13 protein-coding genes are annotated in these 15,371 nt (G+C 72.4%); 8 read left to right on the top strand and 5 right to left on the bottom strand.

The window, feature by feature from the left end:
* Window positions 1-99: 99 nt before the first annotated feature.
* Window positions 100-753: a bifunctional DNA primase/polymerase gene (locus ACZ7P3_RS23870; RefSeq protein WP_472084818.1), complete on the bottom strand. Its 654-nt coding sequence runs from the start codon at window positions 751-753 to the stop codon at window positions 100-102.
* A gap of 293 nt (window positions 754-1,046) precedes the next feature.
* Here ACZ7P3_RS23870 and ACZ7P3_RS23865 point away from each other — a divergent pair, with 293 nt between their 5' ends.
* Both ACZ7P3_RS23865 and ACZ7P3_RS23860 read left to right on the top strand, forming a co-directional pair.
* Window positions 1,047-2,432 (top strand): transcriptional regulator, encoded by a 1,386-nt coding sequence (locus tag ACZ7P3_RS23865; protein ID WP_472084816.1) that lies wholly within the window; start codon window positions 1,047-1,049, stop codon window positions 2,430-2,432.
* Window positions 2,433-2,633: 201 nt separating this feature from the next.
* Window positions 2,634-4,460, top strand: a complete 1,827-nt coding sequence (locus ACZ7P3_RS23860; protein ID WP_472084814.1) for a hypothetical protein — start codon at window positions 2,634-2,636, stop codon at window positions 4,458-4,460.
* A 24-nt stretch (window positions 4,461-4,484) separates the two neighbouring features.
* Here the strand turns inward: ACZ7P3_RS23860 and ACZ7P3_RS23855 are convergent, their stop codons facing one another.
* A complete protein-coding gene (locus tag ACZ7P3_RS23855) occupies window positions 4,485-5,813 on the bottom strand; it encodes an ABC transporter substrate-binding protein (protein ID WP_472084812.1) in 1,329 nt (442 codons plus the stop codon).
* 117 nt (window positions 5,814-5,930) lie between these two features.
* On the opposite strand from ACZ7P3_RS23855, the gene ACZ7P3_RS23850 reads away from it, so the two are divergent.
* A complete protein-coding gene (locus ACZ7P3_RS23850; protein WP_472084811.1) occupies window positions 5,931-6,431 on the top strand; it encodes an SCO4402 family protein in 501 nt (166 codons plus the stop codon).
* Between the two features lie 59 nt (window positions 6,432-6,490).
* A complete protein-coding gene (gene purU, locus ACZ7P3_RS23845) occupies window positions 6,491-7,372 on the top strand; it encodes a formyltetrahydrofolate deformylase (RefSeq protein ID WP_472084809.1) in 882 nt (293 codons plus the stop codon).
* 232 nt (window positions 7,373-7,604) lie between these two features.
* On the opposite strand, the gene ACZ7P3_RS23840 is transcribed toward purU, so the two are convergent.
* A complete protein-coding gene (locus ACZ7P3_RS23840; protein WP_472084807.1) occupies window positions 7,605-9,083 on the bottom strand; it encodes a zf-HC2 domain-containing protein in 1,479 nt (492 codons plus the stop codon).
* Window positions 9,080-9,652: a sigma-70 family RNA polymerase sigma factor gene (locus tag ACZ7P3_RS23835; RefSeq protein ID WP_472084805.1), complete on the bottom strand. Its 573-nt coding sequence runs from the start codon at window positions 9,650-9,652 to the stop codon at window positions 9,080-9,082. The genes ACZ7P3_RS23840 and ACZ7P3_RS23835 overlap by 4 nt, the downstream gene beginning before the upstream one ends.
* A 335-nt stretch (window positions 9,653-9,987) precedes the next feature.
* Between ACZ7P3_RS23835 and ACZ7P3_RS23830 the strand changes: the two genes are divergently transcribed.
* Window positions 9,988-10,368 carry an STAS domain-containing protein gene (locus tag ACZ7P3_RS23830; protein ID WP_472084803.1) on the top strand — a complete coding sequence of 127 codons (381 nt, stop codon included), beginning with the start codon at window positions 9,988-9,990 and terminating at the stop codon, window positions 10,366-10,368.
* A gap of 337 nt (window positions 10,369-10,705) precedes the next feature.
* Window positions 10,706-11,218, top strand: a complete 513-nt coding sequence (locus tag ACZ7P3_RS23825; RefSeq protein WP_472084801.1) for an EF-hand domain-containing protein — start codon at window positions 10,706-10,708, stop codon at window positions 11,216-11,218.
* 188 nt (window positions 11,219-11,406) lie between these two features.
* Here the strand turns inward: ACZ7P3_RS23825 and ACZ7P3_RS23820 are convergent, their stop codons facing one another.
* The gene (locus ACZ7P3_RS23820; RefSeq protein WP_472084799.1) at window positions 11,407-12,903 is read right to left on the bottom strand and encodes a class I adenylate-forming enzyme family protein; all 1,497 of its coding nucleotides are present in this window, start codon (window positions 12,901-12,903) and stop codon (window positions 11,407-11,409) included.
* A gap of 139 nt (window positions 12,904-13,042) precedes the next feature.
* On the opposite strand from ACZ7P3_RS23820, the gene ACZ7P3_RS23815 reads away from it, so the two are divergent.
* Window positions 13,043-14,236, top strand: coding sequence for an amidohydrolase family protein (locus tag ACZ7P3_RS23815; RefSeq protein ID WP_472084797.1), 1,194 nt, complete (start codon window positions 13,043-13,045; stop codon window positions 14,234-14,236).
* Window positions 14,236-15,369 carry an acyl-CoA dehydrogenase family protein gene (locus tag ACZ7P3_RS23810; protein WP_472084795.1) on the top strand — a complete coding sequence of 378 codons (1,134 nt, stop codon included), beginning with the start codon at window positions 14,236-14,238 and terminating at the stop codon, window positions 15,367-15,369. The genes ACZ7P3_RS23815 and ACZ7P3_RS23810 overlap by 1 nt, the downstream gene beginning before the upstream one ends.
* Window positions 15,370-15,371: the final 2 nt, after the last annotated feature.

Raw genomic sequence — 15,371 nt, 5'->3', positions numbered from 1 at the left:
TACGTCGGCCGCAACGCCCTGAAGAGGCGCGGGGAACCGCGCGACGGGCCACGACGCACCGGCACGCGCCGGCACACCGGAACCACGCGGAGGGGACGGCTACCGGTCCCGGCCGCACGCATAGGCGAGCGGGGAGATCAACTCCTCCGCATCCGGCAGCCACCGGTTCGCGGGCGTCGGCCGGCAGGCCCACTGCACGGCCCCCCGGGACCCGAACCGCGTCGGAGGGGCGGCCACATAACCCCCTTCCCCCAGCGGCACGAGATCCAGCGAGGACAGCGACCATCCCAGCTTCCGCACCAGATCAGGAACCTTCGCGGAGGCCCCCGGCAGCACGAAGAACTGCATCCGCCGGTCGGGGGTGAGCGTCACCGGCCCCAGGGTCAGTTCCATCCGCTCCATCCGGGCCAGCGCCAGAAAGCCGGCACTCTCCGGGACGGACAGCGCATCGAACGTACGCCCCGTCGGCAGCAGGATCGACGCCGTCGGCTGCTTCTGCCACATCCGGCGCGCGACGGTCGCACTGCCGGTCGCCTGCGTCGTCCAGTCGGGGCGCGTGGGGTGCGCACCCGGCGCGGGACAGGAGGCGTCGCCGCACGAGCAGCGCTGCACCCCGTCGACGGCTTCCAGCCAGCTGCCCGGGAACACGTCCCAGTGCCGCTCCTCGGCGTAGCGTACGGCGGTTTCCAGCAGCGATTCCCCGCGCTGCTGCGGAATCTGAGCGGCTTCGGTGCCGGCGATCGTCTCTTCCACGCTGAACTCAACTCCCGCACCCACCTGTAGTTACGGCTGGAGCGCGCGCGGGGGAGGGGCATTGAATCCGCAAGTGGGGCGCATGGGTGCACATGTGGGGGCGCGCGGGGGGAAGCGGGACGTGGGCTGGGTAGCCAGGGAGGGGGGCATCAGCTTTTACCCCGGCAAACCGCACATGTCACGCATTGACGGTATGTCAGCTGGGCAGTGATCTTCCCGACCGGATCGTCTCGGCCGGATCCACCCGACCGGAATTTCACGCTCCAGGGGATCGCAACGCAGGGGGTAAGCACATGGCCGCAAGGCCTCTCGTCGCGAGGCAGCCGAACGAACGGCTGCAGGCACTCATCCAGGAAGCGGGGTGCTCGAACGCCGGGCTGGCCCGGCGGGTCAACATGTGCGGCGCCGAGCACGGCCTCGACCTGCGCTACGACAAGACGTCCGTGGCCCGCTGGCTGCGCGGCCAGCAGCCGCGGGGCCGGGCCCCGGCGATCATCGCCGAGGCGCTCGGGCGCAAGCTCGGCCGTACGGTCACGATCGACGAGATCGGCATGGCCAACGGCAAGAACCTCGCCTCGGGGGTCGGCCTCCAGTTCTCGCCGACGGTACTGGGGGCCATCGAGCAGGTCTGCGAGCTGTGGCGCAGCGACGTGGGCCGGCGGGACTTCCTGTCCGGCTCGTCCGTCGCCGCCTCCGCGCTGGTCGAGCCGAGCCGCGACTGGCTGATCTCGGCGCCGGACTCCCAGGTCGCCCGGCAGGCGGGCCCGCGCGTGGGCCAGTCCGACGTGGCGGCCGTGCGGTCGATGACCCAGGCGCTGGTGGACCTCGACCACCAGTTCGGCAGCGGGCATGTGCGCCCGGTCGTGGTGCACTACCTCAACAGCGTCGTCTCCGGGCTGCTCGCGGGCTCGTACCGGGAGGCGGTCGGCCGGGACCTCTTCGCGACCGTGGCCCGGCTGACCGAGTTGGCCGGCTACATGGCGGTGGACACCGGGCAGCCGGGCCTGGCCCAGCGCTACTACATCCAGTCCCTGCGCCTCGCGCAGGCCGCGGGCGACCGCGGCTACGGCGGTTACATCCTCGCCGCCTCCATGAGCCACCTGGCCGCGCAGCTCGGCAACCCGCGCGAGATCGCCCAGCTGGCCCGGGCCGCGCAGGAGGGTGCGCGCGGACGCGTGACCCCGCGCGCGGAGGCGATGTTCCACGCGGCCGAGGCCCGCGGACACGCCCTGCTCGGCGACGTCCGTGCCGCGCAGGACGCCTCCGGGCGGGCCATCGCGGCCATGGACCAGGCGGACGCGGCCTCCGCGGACGACCCGGTGTGGATCGCGCACTTCGACGAGGCCTATCTGGCCGACGAGCTGGCGCACTGCCACCGCGACCTGGGCCAGGCCGAGGCGTCGGCGCGGTACGCCGAGCAGTCGCTGGCCGGACACCCCGAGTCCCGGGCCCGGCGGCGCGCGATCGACTATGTGCTGCTCGCCACGGCCCAGGTGCAGCAGCGCGAGATCGAGCAGGCCTGCAGCACCGGTCTGAAGGCCGTGGAGCTGCTGGAGACGCTCCGCTCCAACCGGGGCGCCGAGTATCTGGAGGACCTCCAGCAGCGCCTGGAACCCTTCCGGGACGAAGCGGTCGTGCGGGAGTTCGGAGCCCGTCTCGATCTCCAGCAGGCCGCCTGAACACCAGCCCCGCGGCTGCGTGAACGCACGGAAAACGGCACCCGGACGCGCGACGGATGCCATATACAGCGCACCGCGGGGCGGTTTTGTTACCGCTGTCACAGGGAACAAGATCGCCCCCCTGGCTGCGTGGCACCTGGCTCGGGGGACCCGGTAGCGTGAGCCGACGATTCCGAAGGTCCCCCATTCGTAGGAGTCCCGGTGACGCAGAGTGGACAGGGCGAGGAGCCCTCGGCGCGGCCCGCGCGCGAAGGCATCGTGCTGCCCTCCGACGGAGGCGAGCCGCTGGTGCCGGGTCTGACGGGCGCCCCGGCCCCCGCCGGGCCGGCCGGCGGCCAGGCCTGGGGCGGCCCGTGGGGCCCCGGCCCGCAGCAGACACCCCAGTCCGAGCAGGGCTGGCCCGCGGCGGCGCCCGGCCGGCACTGGGACACCCCGGAACAGCAGCTCCCGTCCGGCAACGGCCCCGGCCCGCTGCCCCCGGAGGGCGCACCGGCTCCGTCGTACGGCGGCCAGACGTACGGCTCCGGCGGCCAGAACCCGGCGTACGGCTCCGGCGGCCAGAACCCGCCCTACGGCACGGGCGGCCAGAACGCGGCCTACGGCACGGCCGGCCACAACGCGGCGTACGACTCCGCCGGCCAGAACGCGGCCTACGGTCCTCCCGGCGGCCCGCAGTCCCACTACGGCGGCGCGGGGCAGCCCGCGTACGGCGACCCCGCCCCGTACCAGCAGCAGTACCCGGCGCAGAACGCTCAGGCCGCGCCCCTGCCGCCGGCCGCGCCGGACGCGTACCCGGCGCACCACGCGCTGCCGGGCGTGCCGCAGGGCGCCCCGCTGCCTCCGGGCGACGAGGGCGCGACCCAGTACCTTCCGCCGGTGCCCTCCGCATCCGCACCGGCTTCCGCGGGCGCCCCCATGCCCGCCCCCATATCCACACCCGCTCCCGCGGACGAGGGCGCGACCCAGTACCTGCCGCCCGTCCCCGCGGCCGCCTCGGCCGAGGGTGCGACCCAGTACCTGCCCCCGGTCCCGGCGGCCCCCGCCGGCGAGGGCGCCACGCAGTACATCCCGCCGGTGGCCCCCGGTGCGCTGCCGCCCGAGTCCGCCGGGGAGCAGACGCGGTACCTGGGGCGCGCACAGCAGCCCGCCGCCCCGGCCGCCCACTCCGACGCGGAGGCCACGCAGTACATCCCGCCGTACACCGGCCAGGCGCAGGGCGGTGAGCGGCAGCCGCCCGCCGAGTTCGACAGCCTGTTCCGCAGCGGACCGGCCAGCGGTGAGAGCCCGGCCGGGTCCACCCAGCAGATGCCGCGCATCCAGCGGCCGAACGCCTACCCGGGCCCGGCGCAGCAGTCGTACAGCCCGCCGGTGGACGAGGACGAGGGGCACGGGGGCGGCCGTCGGGGCTCCCGGGTGCCGCTGATCGCCGCCATCGGCGTCGGCATCGTCGTCCTCGGGGTCGGCGCCGGTGCGCTGCTCAGCAGCGGCGGCGGGGACAAGGGCGACGACAACAAGCCCGTCGCCGCCACCGGCCCGGCCACCCAGGACTCCGCCTCGGCCGCCGCCGACCCGGCCAAGCAGCAGGCGGTCGACCTGGACAAGCTGCTCGCCGACAGCGGCAGCAGCCGCGCCTCGGTGATCCAGGCGGTGGCGAACGTCAAACGGTGCGACAACCTGGACCAGTCCGCCTCCGACCTGCGCGGCGCGGCCAAGCAGCGCGGTGAGCTGGTCACCCGGCTCGGCAAGCTGTCCGTCGACAAGCTGCCGGGCAACGCCGAGCTGACCGCGGCCCTCACCAGGGCCTGGCAGGCGTCCGCCGCCGCCGACAACCACTACGCGGCCTGGGCCGGCCAGGTGGGCGGCGGCAAGAAGGGCTGCCACAAGGGCCAGGCCCGCACCACGCCCCAGACCCAGGCCGGCAACCGGGAGAGCGGCACCGCCAGCGCGCAGAAGGTGAAGGCGGCCGCGCTGTGGAACGCCATCGCCCGCAAGTACGGCCTGACCGAGCGCCAGCCGACCCAGCTGTGAGGACGGCGGGGGACGCGGGCCTGCTCAGTTCAGGTCCGCGTTCTCCAGCGTGCTCGTCATGTCGGTGATCCCGTTGATGCCCGAGCCCGCCGTCTTCTTCGCCGCGACCAGCTTGCCGTCCTGCACCACCTGGAGCGTCACGTCGGCGTTGACCAGCCGCGGGAAGCCGACCCCGGCGAGCTTGCCCTCGTAGGGCCAGTGCAGCGTCGGGGTGAGGCCACCCGTGGACACCTCCAGGCCGTCGTCGAGGGTGTGCCGCACGGAGTCGGCGCTCACCTCGCCGCTGCCGATCTTCTCCAGGACGGCCCTGAACACGGAGTAGGCGATCCAGGTGGTCTGCACTCCGGCGTCCGCGGGGTCGATGCGGTTGTCGCCGAAGGCCTCCTCGTTGATCACCTTCTTCATCGGGTCCCAGCGCGTGTCGGACGCCACCGGGTACCAGCTGGTGATGTACGCCCCCTCGTAGGGACCCGACGCACCGCCCGTCGCGTTGATCACGGTCTGGTCGACGCTGCCCAGCACGGTCGCCGTGCGCACCGCGGGGAAGCTGTCACGGTCGCGCCGGAAGGAGTCCATGAAGGTGTCGGTGCGGTCCCCGAGCGCGGGCACCACACACCCCTTCCTGGTCACATCCTTGGTCGCGGACCGCAGCGCCTGCTCGGACTGGTCGCCGTACTCGGTGGCGTCCTCGGCGGCGAGCTGGTCGCCGGCGGGCGCGTGCCGGCCCGCCTTCAGGCCCGAGTCGAGGAGCACGGGCAGCTGGTCGCCGGCGATGCTGTCGGGGCGGACCAGGGCGACCGGGCCACAGGTGGCGGCCAGGGCCTTGCCGAGACCGGCCAGGAGGGCGGGCTGGCCCCCGTTGACCGGGTACGACATGGGGCCGGTGAACTCCTCGTTGGTGACGCCGTAGCCGCCTATGTAGGGGATGCCGGAGCTCTCCAGCGGGGCGAGGTAGGAGTCGCCGAACTGGCTGTAGGAGCCGACGACCGCGACCACGTCCTCGGCCACCGCGCGCCGGGCGCACTTCGCGGCACCCACGCTGTCGTTGTGGTCGTTGCAGGTCAGGATCTCCAGCTTGTGGCCGTCGATCCCGCCGTGGCTGTTGATCCACTTGCCGTAGGCGCGGGCCATCGCGGGCATGCCGGGCTTGTTGGTGGCGTCCGTGTTCTCGGGCGCCCAGGTCATGACCTTGATCGAGCCATCCCCGGAGCCCCCCGTGGCACCGGGGATGACCCCGCATCCGGCGGTGAGCGACGCACAGGCGGCCAGAGCGCCCGCGTACCGGGCGGTGGCTCTGACGGGCCGGGAGAAGGATCGGAGGATGGTACGGGGGGTGCGTCGCCTGCCGGTCATGGACACGCACGATTCCCTCACACTGCTAACCGTGGAGTCATCCCGGATCAACGGAAGGTGACGGCGGGGTGAATTGCAGGGGTCGGTGGGGCGCCTGTGACGAGGAACGTACGATCGATGACTGTGCAAGGTTCGGAGAACTCTTCCCGTCGCGGCCGTCGCTCCTCCACCATGGGCGGCATGCCACTGAACGACATGCCGTGGTGGCGCTGGCGCAGCAATGTGCGCTCCGCGCTGCACATGCTTTCCGATCCGGTGTTCCAGCAGGACGTCTGGCTGGCAGGCGTGGACGGGTACGGCGACGTCACCGACGCCGTGTACCGGCTGGTGGAGGACACCTGGCTGGACAGCTGGTCCGCGGAGAAGTACGTCGGCACGATATTCCGCGACTCGCAGGAGGCGGCGCTCGTCGACACGGCCGTCCTGCGGGTGCTGCGGATCATGCACCAGGTCGGCCCGGACGCGCCGGTCGCCGCCTACGTCGACCACCACGGGTGGCAGGAGGCGGTGCGGGCGGCCCGGGACGCGCATGTGCGCATGTCGGTGAGCGACGGGGAGGACCCCGACGCGCCGCCGAAGAGCCTCGAGGTGCTGCGGATCCTCACGCGGTCCGCCTAGGCGGTCCGTTCAGCGGACATCCGTACCCCGGGTGGGGCGGACATGAGACCCTGTGGTGCATGAATGAGCAGTCCACCCGAGCCACGGCCCCCGCCGACCAGTACGTCCTCACCCTCTCCTGCCCGGACAAGCAGGGCATCGTGCACGCCGTGTCGAGCTACCTGTTCATGACCGGCTGCAACATCGAGGACAGCCAGCAGTTCGGCGACCACGACACGGGTCTGTTCTTCATGCGCGTCCACTTCTCGGCGGAGGCGCCGGTGACGGTGGACAAGCTGCGGGCGAGCTTCGCGGCGATCGGTGACTCCTTCCACATGGACTGGCAGCTCAACCGGGCCGACGAGAAGATGCGCATCGTGCTGATGGTCAGCAGGTTCGGCCACTGCCTGAACGACCTGCTCTTCCGTGCCCGGATCGGCGCGCTGCCCGTGGAGATCGCGGCCGTGGTCTCGAACCACACCGACTTCGCCGAGCTGGTGGGCTCGTACAGCATTCCCTTCCGCCACATTCCGGTGACGAAGGAGAACAAGCCGCAGGCCGAGGCGCAGCTGCTGGAGCTGGTCCGCGAGGAGAGCGTCGAACTGGTCGTCCTCGCCCGCTACATGCAGGTCCTCTCGGACGACCTGTGCAAGCAGCTCAGCGGCCGGATCATCAACATCCACCACTCCTTCCTGCCGAGCTTCAAGGGTGCGAAGCCGTACCACCAGGCGCATGCGCGGGGCGTCAAGCTGATCGGGGCGACGGCGCACTACGTCACCGCCGACCTCGACGAGGGGCCGATCATCGAGCAGGAGGTCGAGCGGGTCGGCCACGGCGTGACCCCGGACCAGCTGGTCGCCATCGGCCGCGATGTGGAGTGCCAGGCGCTGGCACGGGCGGTGAAGTGGCACGCGGAGCGCAGGATTCTGCTCAACGGGCGGCGGACGGTGGTGTTCGCCTAGGGGACGGGGGCGTCCAGGAGGCGGGGCGCCCAGGGGACGGGGCGTCGCGTTCCGTCACCGTCCCGCCCGGGTGCGGGTGCGGGTGTGCGGGGGCTGGTCGCCGGGTGTAGGGGGGGCTGGTCGCCGGGTGTATGGGGCTGGTCGCGCAGTTCCCCGCGCCCCTTCGGAATGCTCGCAGGGGGACCGGATTTCGTATGGGGGCCGGGCTTCCGGCTGAGCCGGGCCGGTGGTCTCACATGCGGCTCAGCCCCGCCGCGGCGAACAGCACGTCCCTGATCGCCTCCCGGTCGCCGACCTGCCCCGCCGCGGCCTCCTCCGGCGGTACATGGCCCGCGGCCAGCCGGCAGAACTCCACCCCGTCCAGCGCGACATGGGCCACCTCGAACTCCGCGGAGCCCACCGCCGCGGGCGAGTCCAGCGGGATCAGCCACTCCCCGCCGGCCGCGCCTTCGATCTCCAGCCGCAGGCTCCGCCCCGGCGCCCCCGCCGGTACGAGATGCGGGGCCTGCCCCGGGGCGGACAGCCCCGCGCGCCGCCGCTCGGCGAGCGCGGCCGGCAGCATCCGGGCGGCCAGATCGATCATCTTGTTCAAGTGGCGCGGCGCGGGCGGGTCGTACGGGTAGTCCACCGCCTCGGCGATGTCCTCGGCGTGCACCCAGCACTCGAAGGCACGGTCCAGCATCGCGTCGTGCAACGGCAGCCGGAAGTCGCCGTAGGGCACCGTGAGCCCGCCGGAGCTGCTGCCCGTGAAGGACACCGTCCGCACCAGGTTGTGGCTCTGCTCCCGCCAGGGCGCCCGCACCGAGCGCGTCGGCGGGAAGTGCGACGCCCGCCAGAACGCCTCGGTGCGGCCGGCCGGCCCGGCCGTCTCCGGCTCGCCCGTGCGGCCCTCGCCGACGACCTCGGTCAGCGGATCCTCCAGACCGATCGCCGCCGCGACCAGCCCGTCCACCGACAGCAGGTGCGCGATCACCCCGGCCACGGTGGTACGACGGCTCGTCGCCGCATCGGCCTCGAACCACCGCAGCCGCACGGGCGCATGCCACTCGGAGTCCCCGAAGTCCTGCAGCAGCGCGTCCAGCCGGGCGGACTCGGCGTCGTACGGAGCCGCCCAGCCGGGCACCGGGATGCGCGGCGGCCGGCGGGTCAGACAGCTCTCCAGGACCCGGGTGCGCAGCGCGGGATCCAGGTCGAGGCTCTCGGGCTGGTGCAGCAGACCGACCGCCTCGCGCAGCCGCAGCGCCTCGTCCGCGCAGGACCCACAGGCGCCGAGGTGCTCCTCGACGGCCGCCGTCTCCGCCGCCGAGCAGGCGGCCAGGGCCCAGGCGCCGAGGAGCGACTTCAGGACGTCGTGCGGCAGATCGAGCGGCACGGGCGCGAGACCGCCCGGCCCGGCGAGACCGGGCAGCGGCTGTCCGCCGTCCTCGACGGAGGCCCGGGGCAGCGGTATGCGGGGTGGCCCGTCCGGGCGGGGCTTACCGGCACCCGGCGGCACATCACCGGCACCGCCGCCGGCACCACGGCCGGCACCCATACCGGCACCGCCGCCGGCACCACTTCTGGTACCGCCGCCGGTGCCGCCGTTGGCGCCACTACCGGTGCCGCCGTTGGCACCACTACCGGTGCCGCCGTCGAACTGCTCGTCGCGCCCGCCGTCGCCGTGGTGCCCGCCGTTCCCGTCGGGCATCTCGAAGCCATCTGCCCCGCTCACACCGCACCCCCGAATTCCGGTGGTGTCCTCGCGTCATGGGCGGTGGACAGCAGCTGCAGGCCGAGGCGGAGCCGGCGGCGGGCCTCGTCCTCGGTGACGCCGAGGTCGGCGGCGGTCTGGCGGTAGTCGCGGCGCTGGAAGTAGGCCAGTTCCAGCGCGGCGCGCAGCGGGGCGGGCATGGAGTGGACGATGTAGTCCGCGCGGGCGGCGACCGACGCGCGGTGCAGCTTGCCCTCCAGCTCCTGCGCGGAGCCGCTCTCGCCCTGCGGGAGCGCGGCCGTCTCGGTGGCGCGCAGCCGCTGCACGGCCAGCCGGTGGGTCACGGAGGCGACCCAGGAGCGCAGCGGGCCCTGCTTGGGGTCGTAGGTGTCGGGGTGTTCCCAGACGTGGGCGAAGACCTCACGGGTGACGCCGTCGGCGGCCCGCTCGTCGCCGAGGACGCGGTGGGCGAGGCTGTGCACGAGGGAGGCGAACCGGTCGTACAGCTCGCCGAGTGCGGCCGCTTCCCCGCGTGCGAGCCGCTGCTGCATCTTGCGGTCCCAGCGGGGCGGTACGTCCTTCTGCGCCATGCGGCTCCTCCCCTCACCCTCGTCCGGTCCGTTCAGCGTGTCTGCACCCTCACCCCGAATGTAGTCGGCACGTCTGACAATGCACGCCCCTTTGTGTCAATGTGCGCCCCCCGAGGCGTCGCAGGTGATAGTGCCCTCTTCACACAATCTCCACGCGACGGGCGTCCGTCTCTGATCGAACAGGATCGATAGTGACTGAAACAAGCCCCTTGCGGATCGGGCGCCGTTTGCTCGTCGAAGTTTCAGGGAACGGCCGCTGGGCAGCCGCGCGGAAAGAAACGTAGGAACTGCTTCCGTTTCCGGGCGGTTCCGGGCGATCCGGCGAGCGGAGGGGCGTGGCCGTGACATTCAAGGTGACCGGCGCCGTACAGGGCGAGTGGGCCGTGCTCCGCGTGTCCGGGGAACTGGACCTGATGACCTCGCCGGTGCTGCGCCAGCGGGTGCACGACGTGGTCGCCGAGGGCCACCACAGTCTGATACTCGACCTCTCCGAGGTCTTCTTCTGCGACTCCAGCGGGGTCGGCGTCCTCATCGCCGCACGCAGACTGATCCGCTCCTGTCAGGGCCGGCTGCGGCTGATCCTGCCGGACCGGGGCGCGGACGACGGTTCGCACGTCAACCGGGTCCTCGGCGCGCTCGGCGTCCGCCGCCTCTTCGACGTCCACCCCGACGTCGACTCCGCGGCCGCCGAGGAGGCGGGCCCGCTCTCCGCCTAGAACCGGCCCGGCCCGCACTTCCCGCCCGCTCTCCCTGCGAGGGGCCGGCCCGTCATCCCGGCATGGGACCGGTCCGCCCGGCCCGCTCTGCCCTCCCGCGCTCTCCCGTGCCCTCCCGCGCTCTCCCGTGCCCTCCCGCGCTCTCCCGCGCCCTCCCACGTCCTCCCGCGTCCTCCTGGGACGTGCCTGCCGACGCCGCCCCGGCCGCCGCTACAAGGTTGTCGCAGAATTCCCCCGGTCTTGGCACAACAGCCGCATTCCCGCCACATCACCGTCACCCGCGACGTACGCTCCCCCCGACCAACCCCCACGTCAACGTAAGGCGGCCCGAACAGACATGGTCAGCACCGAGTACGAGCGCAGGATCGCCGCCCGGTTCGCCACCTTCGACCAGGACGGCAACGGCTGCATCGACCGCGCGGACTTCAACGCGGCGGCCAAGGCCCTGCTCGCCGAGTTCGCCGTCCCGGCCCGGTCCGACAGGGGCCAGGCGCTGTACGCCGGCGCGGAGGCGTTCTGGCAGGGCATGGCGGGGATCGCGGACCGGGACGGCGACCAGCGCATCACCCGCGAGGAGTTCGTCACCGGCGCGGTCAAGCGCCTGCGCGACAACCCGGGACGCTTCGCCGAGATCGCCCGCCCCTTCCTGCACGCGGCCCTCGCCGTGGCGGACCCGGACGCGGACGGCCACGCCACCGTCCCCGACACCGCCCGCGTCCTTCGGGTGTTCCACGTCCCGGAGGAGATCGCCCGGGCGACCGCCGTCGCCCTCGACACGGACGGCGACGGGATGGTCGGCGAGACGGAGATCATCCCGGCGTTCGCGCGCTACTTCACCGTCCCCGAGTAGGACCCGCCGGACCGATCAGGCCGATCAGACCGATCAGACCGATCAGACCGCCGGGCCGGCCCGCAGCTGCCCGGGGGGCGTCACTGCCGCAGCTGGTCACCATCACCGGATGGCCCGCGAGCAGAGGGCGAAGCAGAGGCAGCGGCGGACCCGGGCGGAACAGGGTGCCCCCGCAGGCTCGGGAGCGGTCATGAATAACGCTCCCGGAGCCGGTACTTGAGTACCTTTCGCAAGGTGTCGTTGCGCGGGAGGGCGTCCACCACCTCCAGGCGCTCGGGCAGTTTGTGTACGGACAGTCCCTGCGCGCGCAGGTAGGAGACGACCTCCGCCAGGGTCGGCCCGTCGGCTTCCGGACGGCGTTCGACCACCGCGCAGACCAGTTCCCCGCGTTCGGCGTCCGGCAGTCCGATCACCGCCGCGTCCCCCACCGCCGGATGCGCGGCGAGCAGGTCCTCGATCTCCTTGGCCGAGATGTTCTCGCCCTTGCGGATGATCACGTCCTTCAGGCGGCCGGTGAGGACCAGGTGCCCGGAGTCGGTCACGTGCCCGAGGTCGCCCGTGCGCAGGAAGCCCTCCTCGTCGAAGGCCGCCGCCGTCTGGGCCGGGTCCAGGTAGCCCTGGCAGACCGCCTCGCCGCGCAGCCGCACCTCGCCGCCGACGATCCGTATCCGCATCCCCTCCGGCGGGCGTCCCTCGGTCGTCGCGAGGTTGTCCGGCGTGTCCTGCGGGTCTCCCATGGTGATCATCGGCACCTCGGTCATGCCGTAGCCATGGGTGAGCTGGACGCCCATCTCGCGTACGACGGCGTGGTAGACCTCGGGGGGTTTGGGGGCCCCGCCGCCCGCGAGCAGGCGCAGGGAGGGGATCACCTTCGTCCCGGGCCGTTTGCGCTGCTCGGCCAGGAACATCGAGTAGAACGCCGTCGAGCCGCCGGCTACCGTCACCTCGTGCCGCCGGTACCCCTCCAGCGCGTCCGGCAGCGCGAACTGCTCGAACATCACCGCCGGGAAGCCGTAGAGAAGGAGCATGACCGTGTAGTCGGGCCCGGCTATGTGCGCGTACGGGAACGCCATCGAGCCCACGTCCTCCGGCGTGAGGCGGAGCGCGTGGGCGAGGCAGGAGCCGCCCGCGATCAGGGAGCGGTCGGTGTGCAGCACGCCCTTCGGGTCGGAGGTCGTCCCCGAGGTCCAGTAGATCCAGCGGACCGAGGTGCCCTCGGAGGGCGGGGCGGGCAGGGTGGACGGGTCGCCGTCGGGCAGGTCGTCGTACGCCTCGAAGACGCCCTTCGCGCCGAGCCGCCGGGCCATCTCGGTGTGGTCGTGGCCACGCCAGACCCCGGGAACGGCGAAGAACTCGGCCCTGGACTCGCGCAGCGCGAAGCCGACCTCCCGGTCCCGGTAGAACGGGATGACCGGGGACTGTACGGCGCCGAGCCGGGCCAGTGCGAAGGACAGCAGGGCCGTTTCGATCCGGGTGGGCAGCTGCCAGGCGACCACCGTGCCGGGGCGCACGCCCATGCCGTACAGGCCGGCCGCGACCCGTTCGGCCCGCTCGCGCAGTGCGCCGAACGTCAGCCGGCGCTCGTCCTGGAGGAGGACGGGCCGGTCCGGGGTGAGGCCGGCCCGGCGGTCCACCAGCTCCCACAGGGTGCGCGCGGTGCTCAGGGCATGTGCGGTGTCGTTCACGTCGACCCCCTGCATGGCTGACGGTGTGTCAGATGTGCAGCAGAGCGTAGGGCCGTGCGCCTTGTCGGTCCAGGGGTGCGCGGTTAGCCTGCTGGAGACGGAAAATCTGACGGCCCATCAGATCGAGAGGTGGGGATCCATGACCGAACTGCCCCGCATCATCAGCGTCGACGACCACGTGATCGAGCCCGCCCATCTCTTCGAGACCTGGTTGCCGGCCAAGTACCGGGACCGCGGTCCCAAGCCGCTGACCGCCGGGATCGGGGAGCTGGCCTACGTCGGCGGCAAGTACCAGATCACCATGGACCCGGAGGGACAGCCGACGGACTGGTGGATCTACGAGGACCTGAAGTTCCCGTACAAGCGCAACATCGCCGCCGTCGGCTTCGACCGGGACGAGATGACTCTGGAGGGGATCACCCGGGAGCAGATGCGGCGCGGCTGCTGGGATCCGAAGGCGCGGCTCGCCGACATGGACCTCAACCACGTCGAGGGCAGCCTCTGCTTCCCGACCTTCCCGCGCTTTTGCGGGCAGACCTTCGCCGAGGCGCACGACAAGGAGGTCGCCCTCGCCTGCGTGCGCGCCTACAACGACTGGATGGTGGAGGAGTGGTGCGGGGACAGCGGCGGGCGCCTGATCCCGCTGTGCCTGATCCCGCTGTGGGACGTGGAACTGGCCGTCGCGGAGATCCGGCGCAACGCCGCGCGCGGGGTGCGGGCGGTGACCTTCTCGGAGATCCCCACCCACCTCGGGCTGCCGTCCATCCACTCCGGCCACTGGGACCCGTTCTTCGCGGTGTGCCAGGAGACGGGGACGGTCGTCAACATGCACATCGGCAGCAGCTCGCAGATGCCCGCCGCCTCCCCGGACGCACCGCCCGCCGTCCAGGCCTCGCTCAGCTTCAACAACGCGATGGCCTCGATGATGGACTACCTCTTCAGCGGGGTCCTGGTGAAGTTCCCGACCCTCAAACTCGCCTACTCCGAAGGGCAGATGGGCTGGATCCCGTACGCCCTGGAGCGCGCCGACGACGTGTGGGAGGAGCACCGCGCCTGGGGCGGGGTGCGCGATCTGATCCCGGAACCGCCGTCGACGTACTACTACCGGCAGATCTTCTGCTGCTTCTTCCGCGACAAGCACGGCGTCGCGTCCCTGGACGTCGTCGGCCGCGACAACGCCACCTTCGAGACCGACTACCCGCACGTCGACTCGACCTTCCCGCACACCAAGGAGGTCGCCCTCGACCATGTGAAGGGCCTCGACGACGAGACGGTGTACAAGCTGATGCGGGGCAACGCCATCCGCATGCTGGACCTGGACTTCGACAGGTAATGGACCTCTCGTACACGCCCGAGGAGGAGGAGTTCCGGGCCCGGCTGCGGGAGTGGCTCGGCAAGGCGCTGCCCGCCCTGCCGGCCAAGCCCTCCCCGGACGACTGGCCGGGCCGGCGCGCCCATGACCTCGGCTGGCAGCGGATGCTGTACGACGCCGGGTACGCCGACGTGCACTGGGACGCCTCGCCGACCATGCGGCTGATCTTCCTGGAGGAGACGGAGAAGGCGGGCGCCCCCTATGTCGGGGCCAACTTCGTCGGACTGCTGCACGCCGGGCCGACCATCGCCGCCGAGGGGACCCCCGGGCAGCGGGCGCGCTGGCTGCCGCCGATCCTGCGCGGGGACGAGGTGTGGTGCCAGGGCTTCAGCGAACCGGAGGCCGGCTCCGACCTCGCCGCGCTGCGCACGCGCGCGTGGCGGGACGGCGACGACTACGTGGTGCGCGGGTCCAAGATCTGGACCTCGCACGCCGAGGTCGCCGACTGGTGCGAACTGCTCGTCCGCACGGACCCGCAGGCTCCCCGGCACAAGGGCATCACCTGGCTCGCCATGCCGATGGACGCCGAGGGCGTCACCGTGCGGCCGCTGCGCACGCTCGCCGGGTCCGCGGAGTTCGCCGAGGTGTTCCTGGACGACGTCCGGGTGCCGGTCGCCAACCGGGTCGGGGCGGAGAACGACGGCTGGCGCGTGACCATGGTGACGCTCTCCTTCGAACGCGGCACGGCCTTCGTCGGCGAGGTCGTCGCCTGCCGCCGGGTGCTCGGTGAACTGGCCCGAACGGCACGGGAGAACGGCCGCTGGGACGATCCGGTCCTGCGCCGGCGGCTCGGGCGGCTCAACGCCGAGTTCCGGGCGCTGTGGCGGCTGACCCAGTGGAACGTGAGCGAGGCGGAGGCGAGCGGCGGGGTGCCGGGCGTCGGAGGTTCGGTTTTCAAACTGAGGTACTCGCACGCCCGCCAGGAGCTGTACGACGCCGCCGCCGAGGTGCTCGGCCTGGACAGCCTCGACCTGGACCGGCCCTGGGTCCTGGACCGGCTCTCCTCCCTGTCGTACACCATCGCCGCCGGTACCTCGCAGATCCAGCGCAACATCGTCGCCGAGCGCATCCTCGGCCTGCCCAAGGGACGGTGACC

This window comes from Streptomyces sp. NPDC107581, from assembly GCF_055657175.1.
This window is presented reverse-complemented; position numbering and strand designations above follow the sequence as displayed.

Bases quoted from the DNA above. Each gene is read 5' to 3' on its own strand.
- ACZ7P3_RS23865 (WP_472084816.1), top strand. From the start codon at position 1,047: ATGGCCGCAAGGCCTCTCGTCGCGAGGCAGCCGAACGAACGGCTGCAG.
- ACZ7P3_RS23855 (WP_472084812.1), bottom strand. From the start codon at position 5,813: ATGACCGGCAGGCGACGCACCCCCCGTACCATCCTCCGATCCTTCTCC.
- ACZ7P3_RS23850 (WP_472084811.1), top strand. From the start codon at position 5,931: ATGACTGTGCAAGGTTCGGAGAACTCTTCCCGTCGCGGCCGTCGCTCC.
- purU (WP_472084809.1), top strand. From the start codon at position 6,491: ATGAATGAGCAGTCCACCCGAGCCACGGCCCCCGCCGACCAGTACGTC.
- ACZ7P3_RS23835 (WP_472084805.1), bottom strand. From the start codon at position 9,652: ATGGCGCAGAAGGACGTACCGCCCCGCTGGGACCGCAAGATGCAGCAG.
- ACZ7P3_RS23825 (WP_472084801.1), top strand. From the start codon at position 10,706: ATGGTCAGCACCGAGTACGAGCGCAGGATCGCCGCCCGGTTCGCCACC.
- ACZ7P3_RS23815 (WP_472084797.1), top strand. From the start codon at position 13,043: ATGACCGAACTGCCCCGCATCATCAGCGTCGACGACCACGTGATCGAG.
- ACZ7P3_RS23810 (WP_472084795.1), top strand. From the start codon at position 14,236: ATGGACCTCTCGTACACGCCCGAGGAGGAGGAGTTCCGGGCCCGGCTG.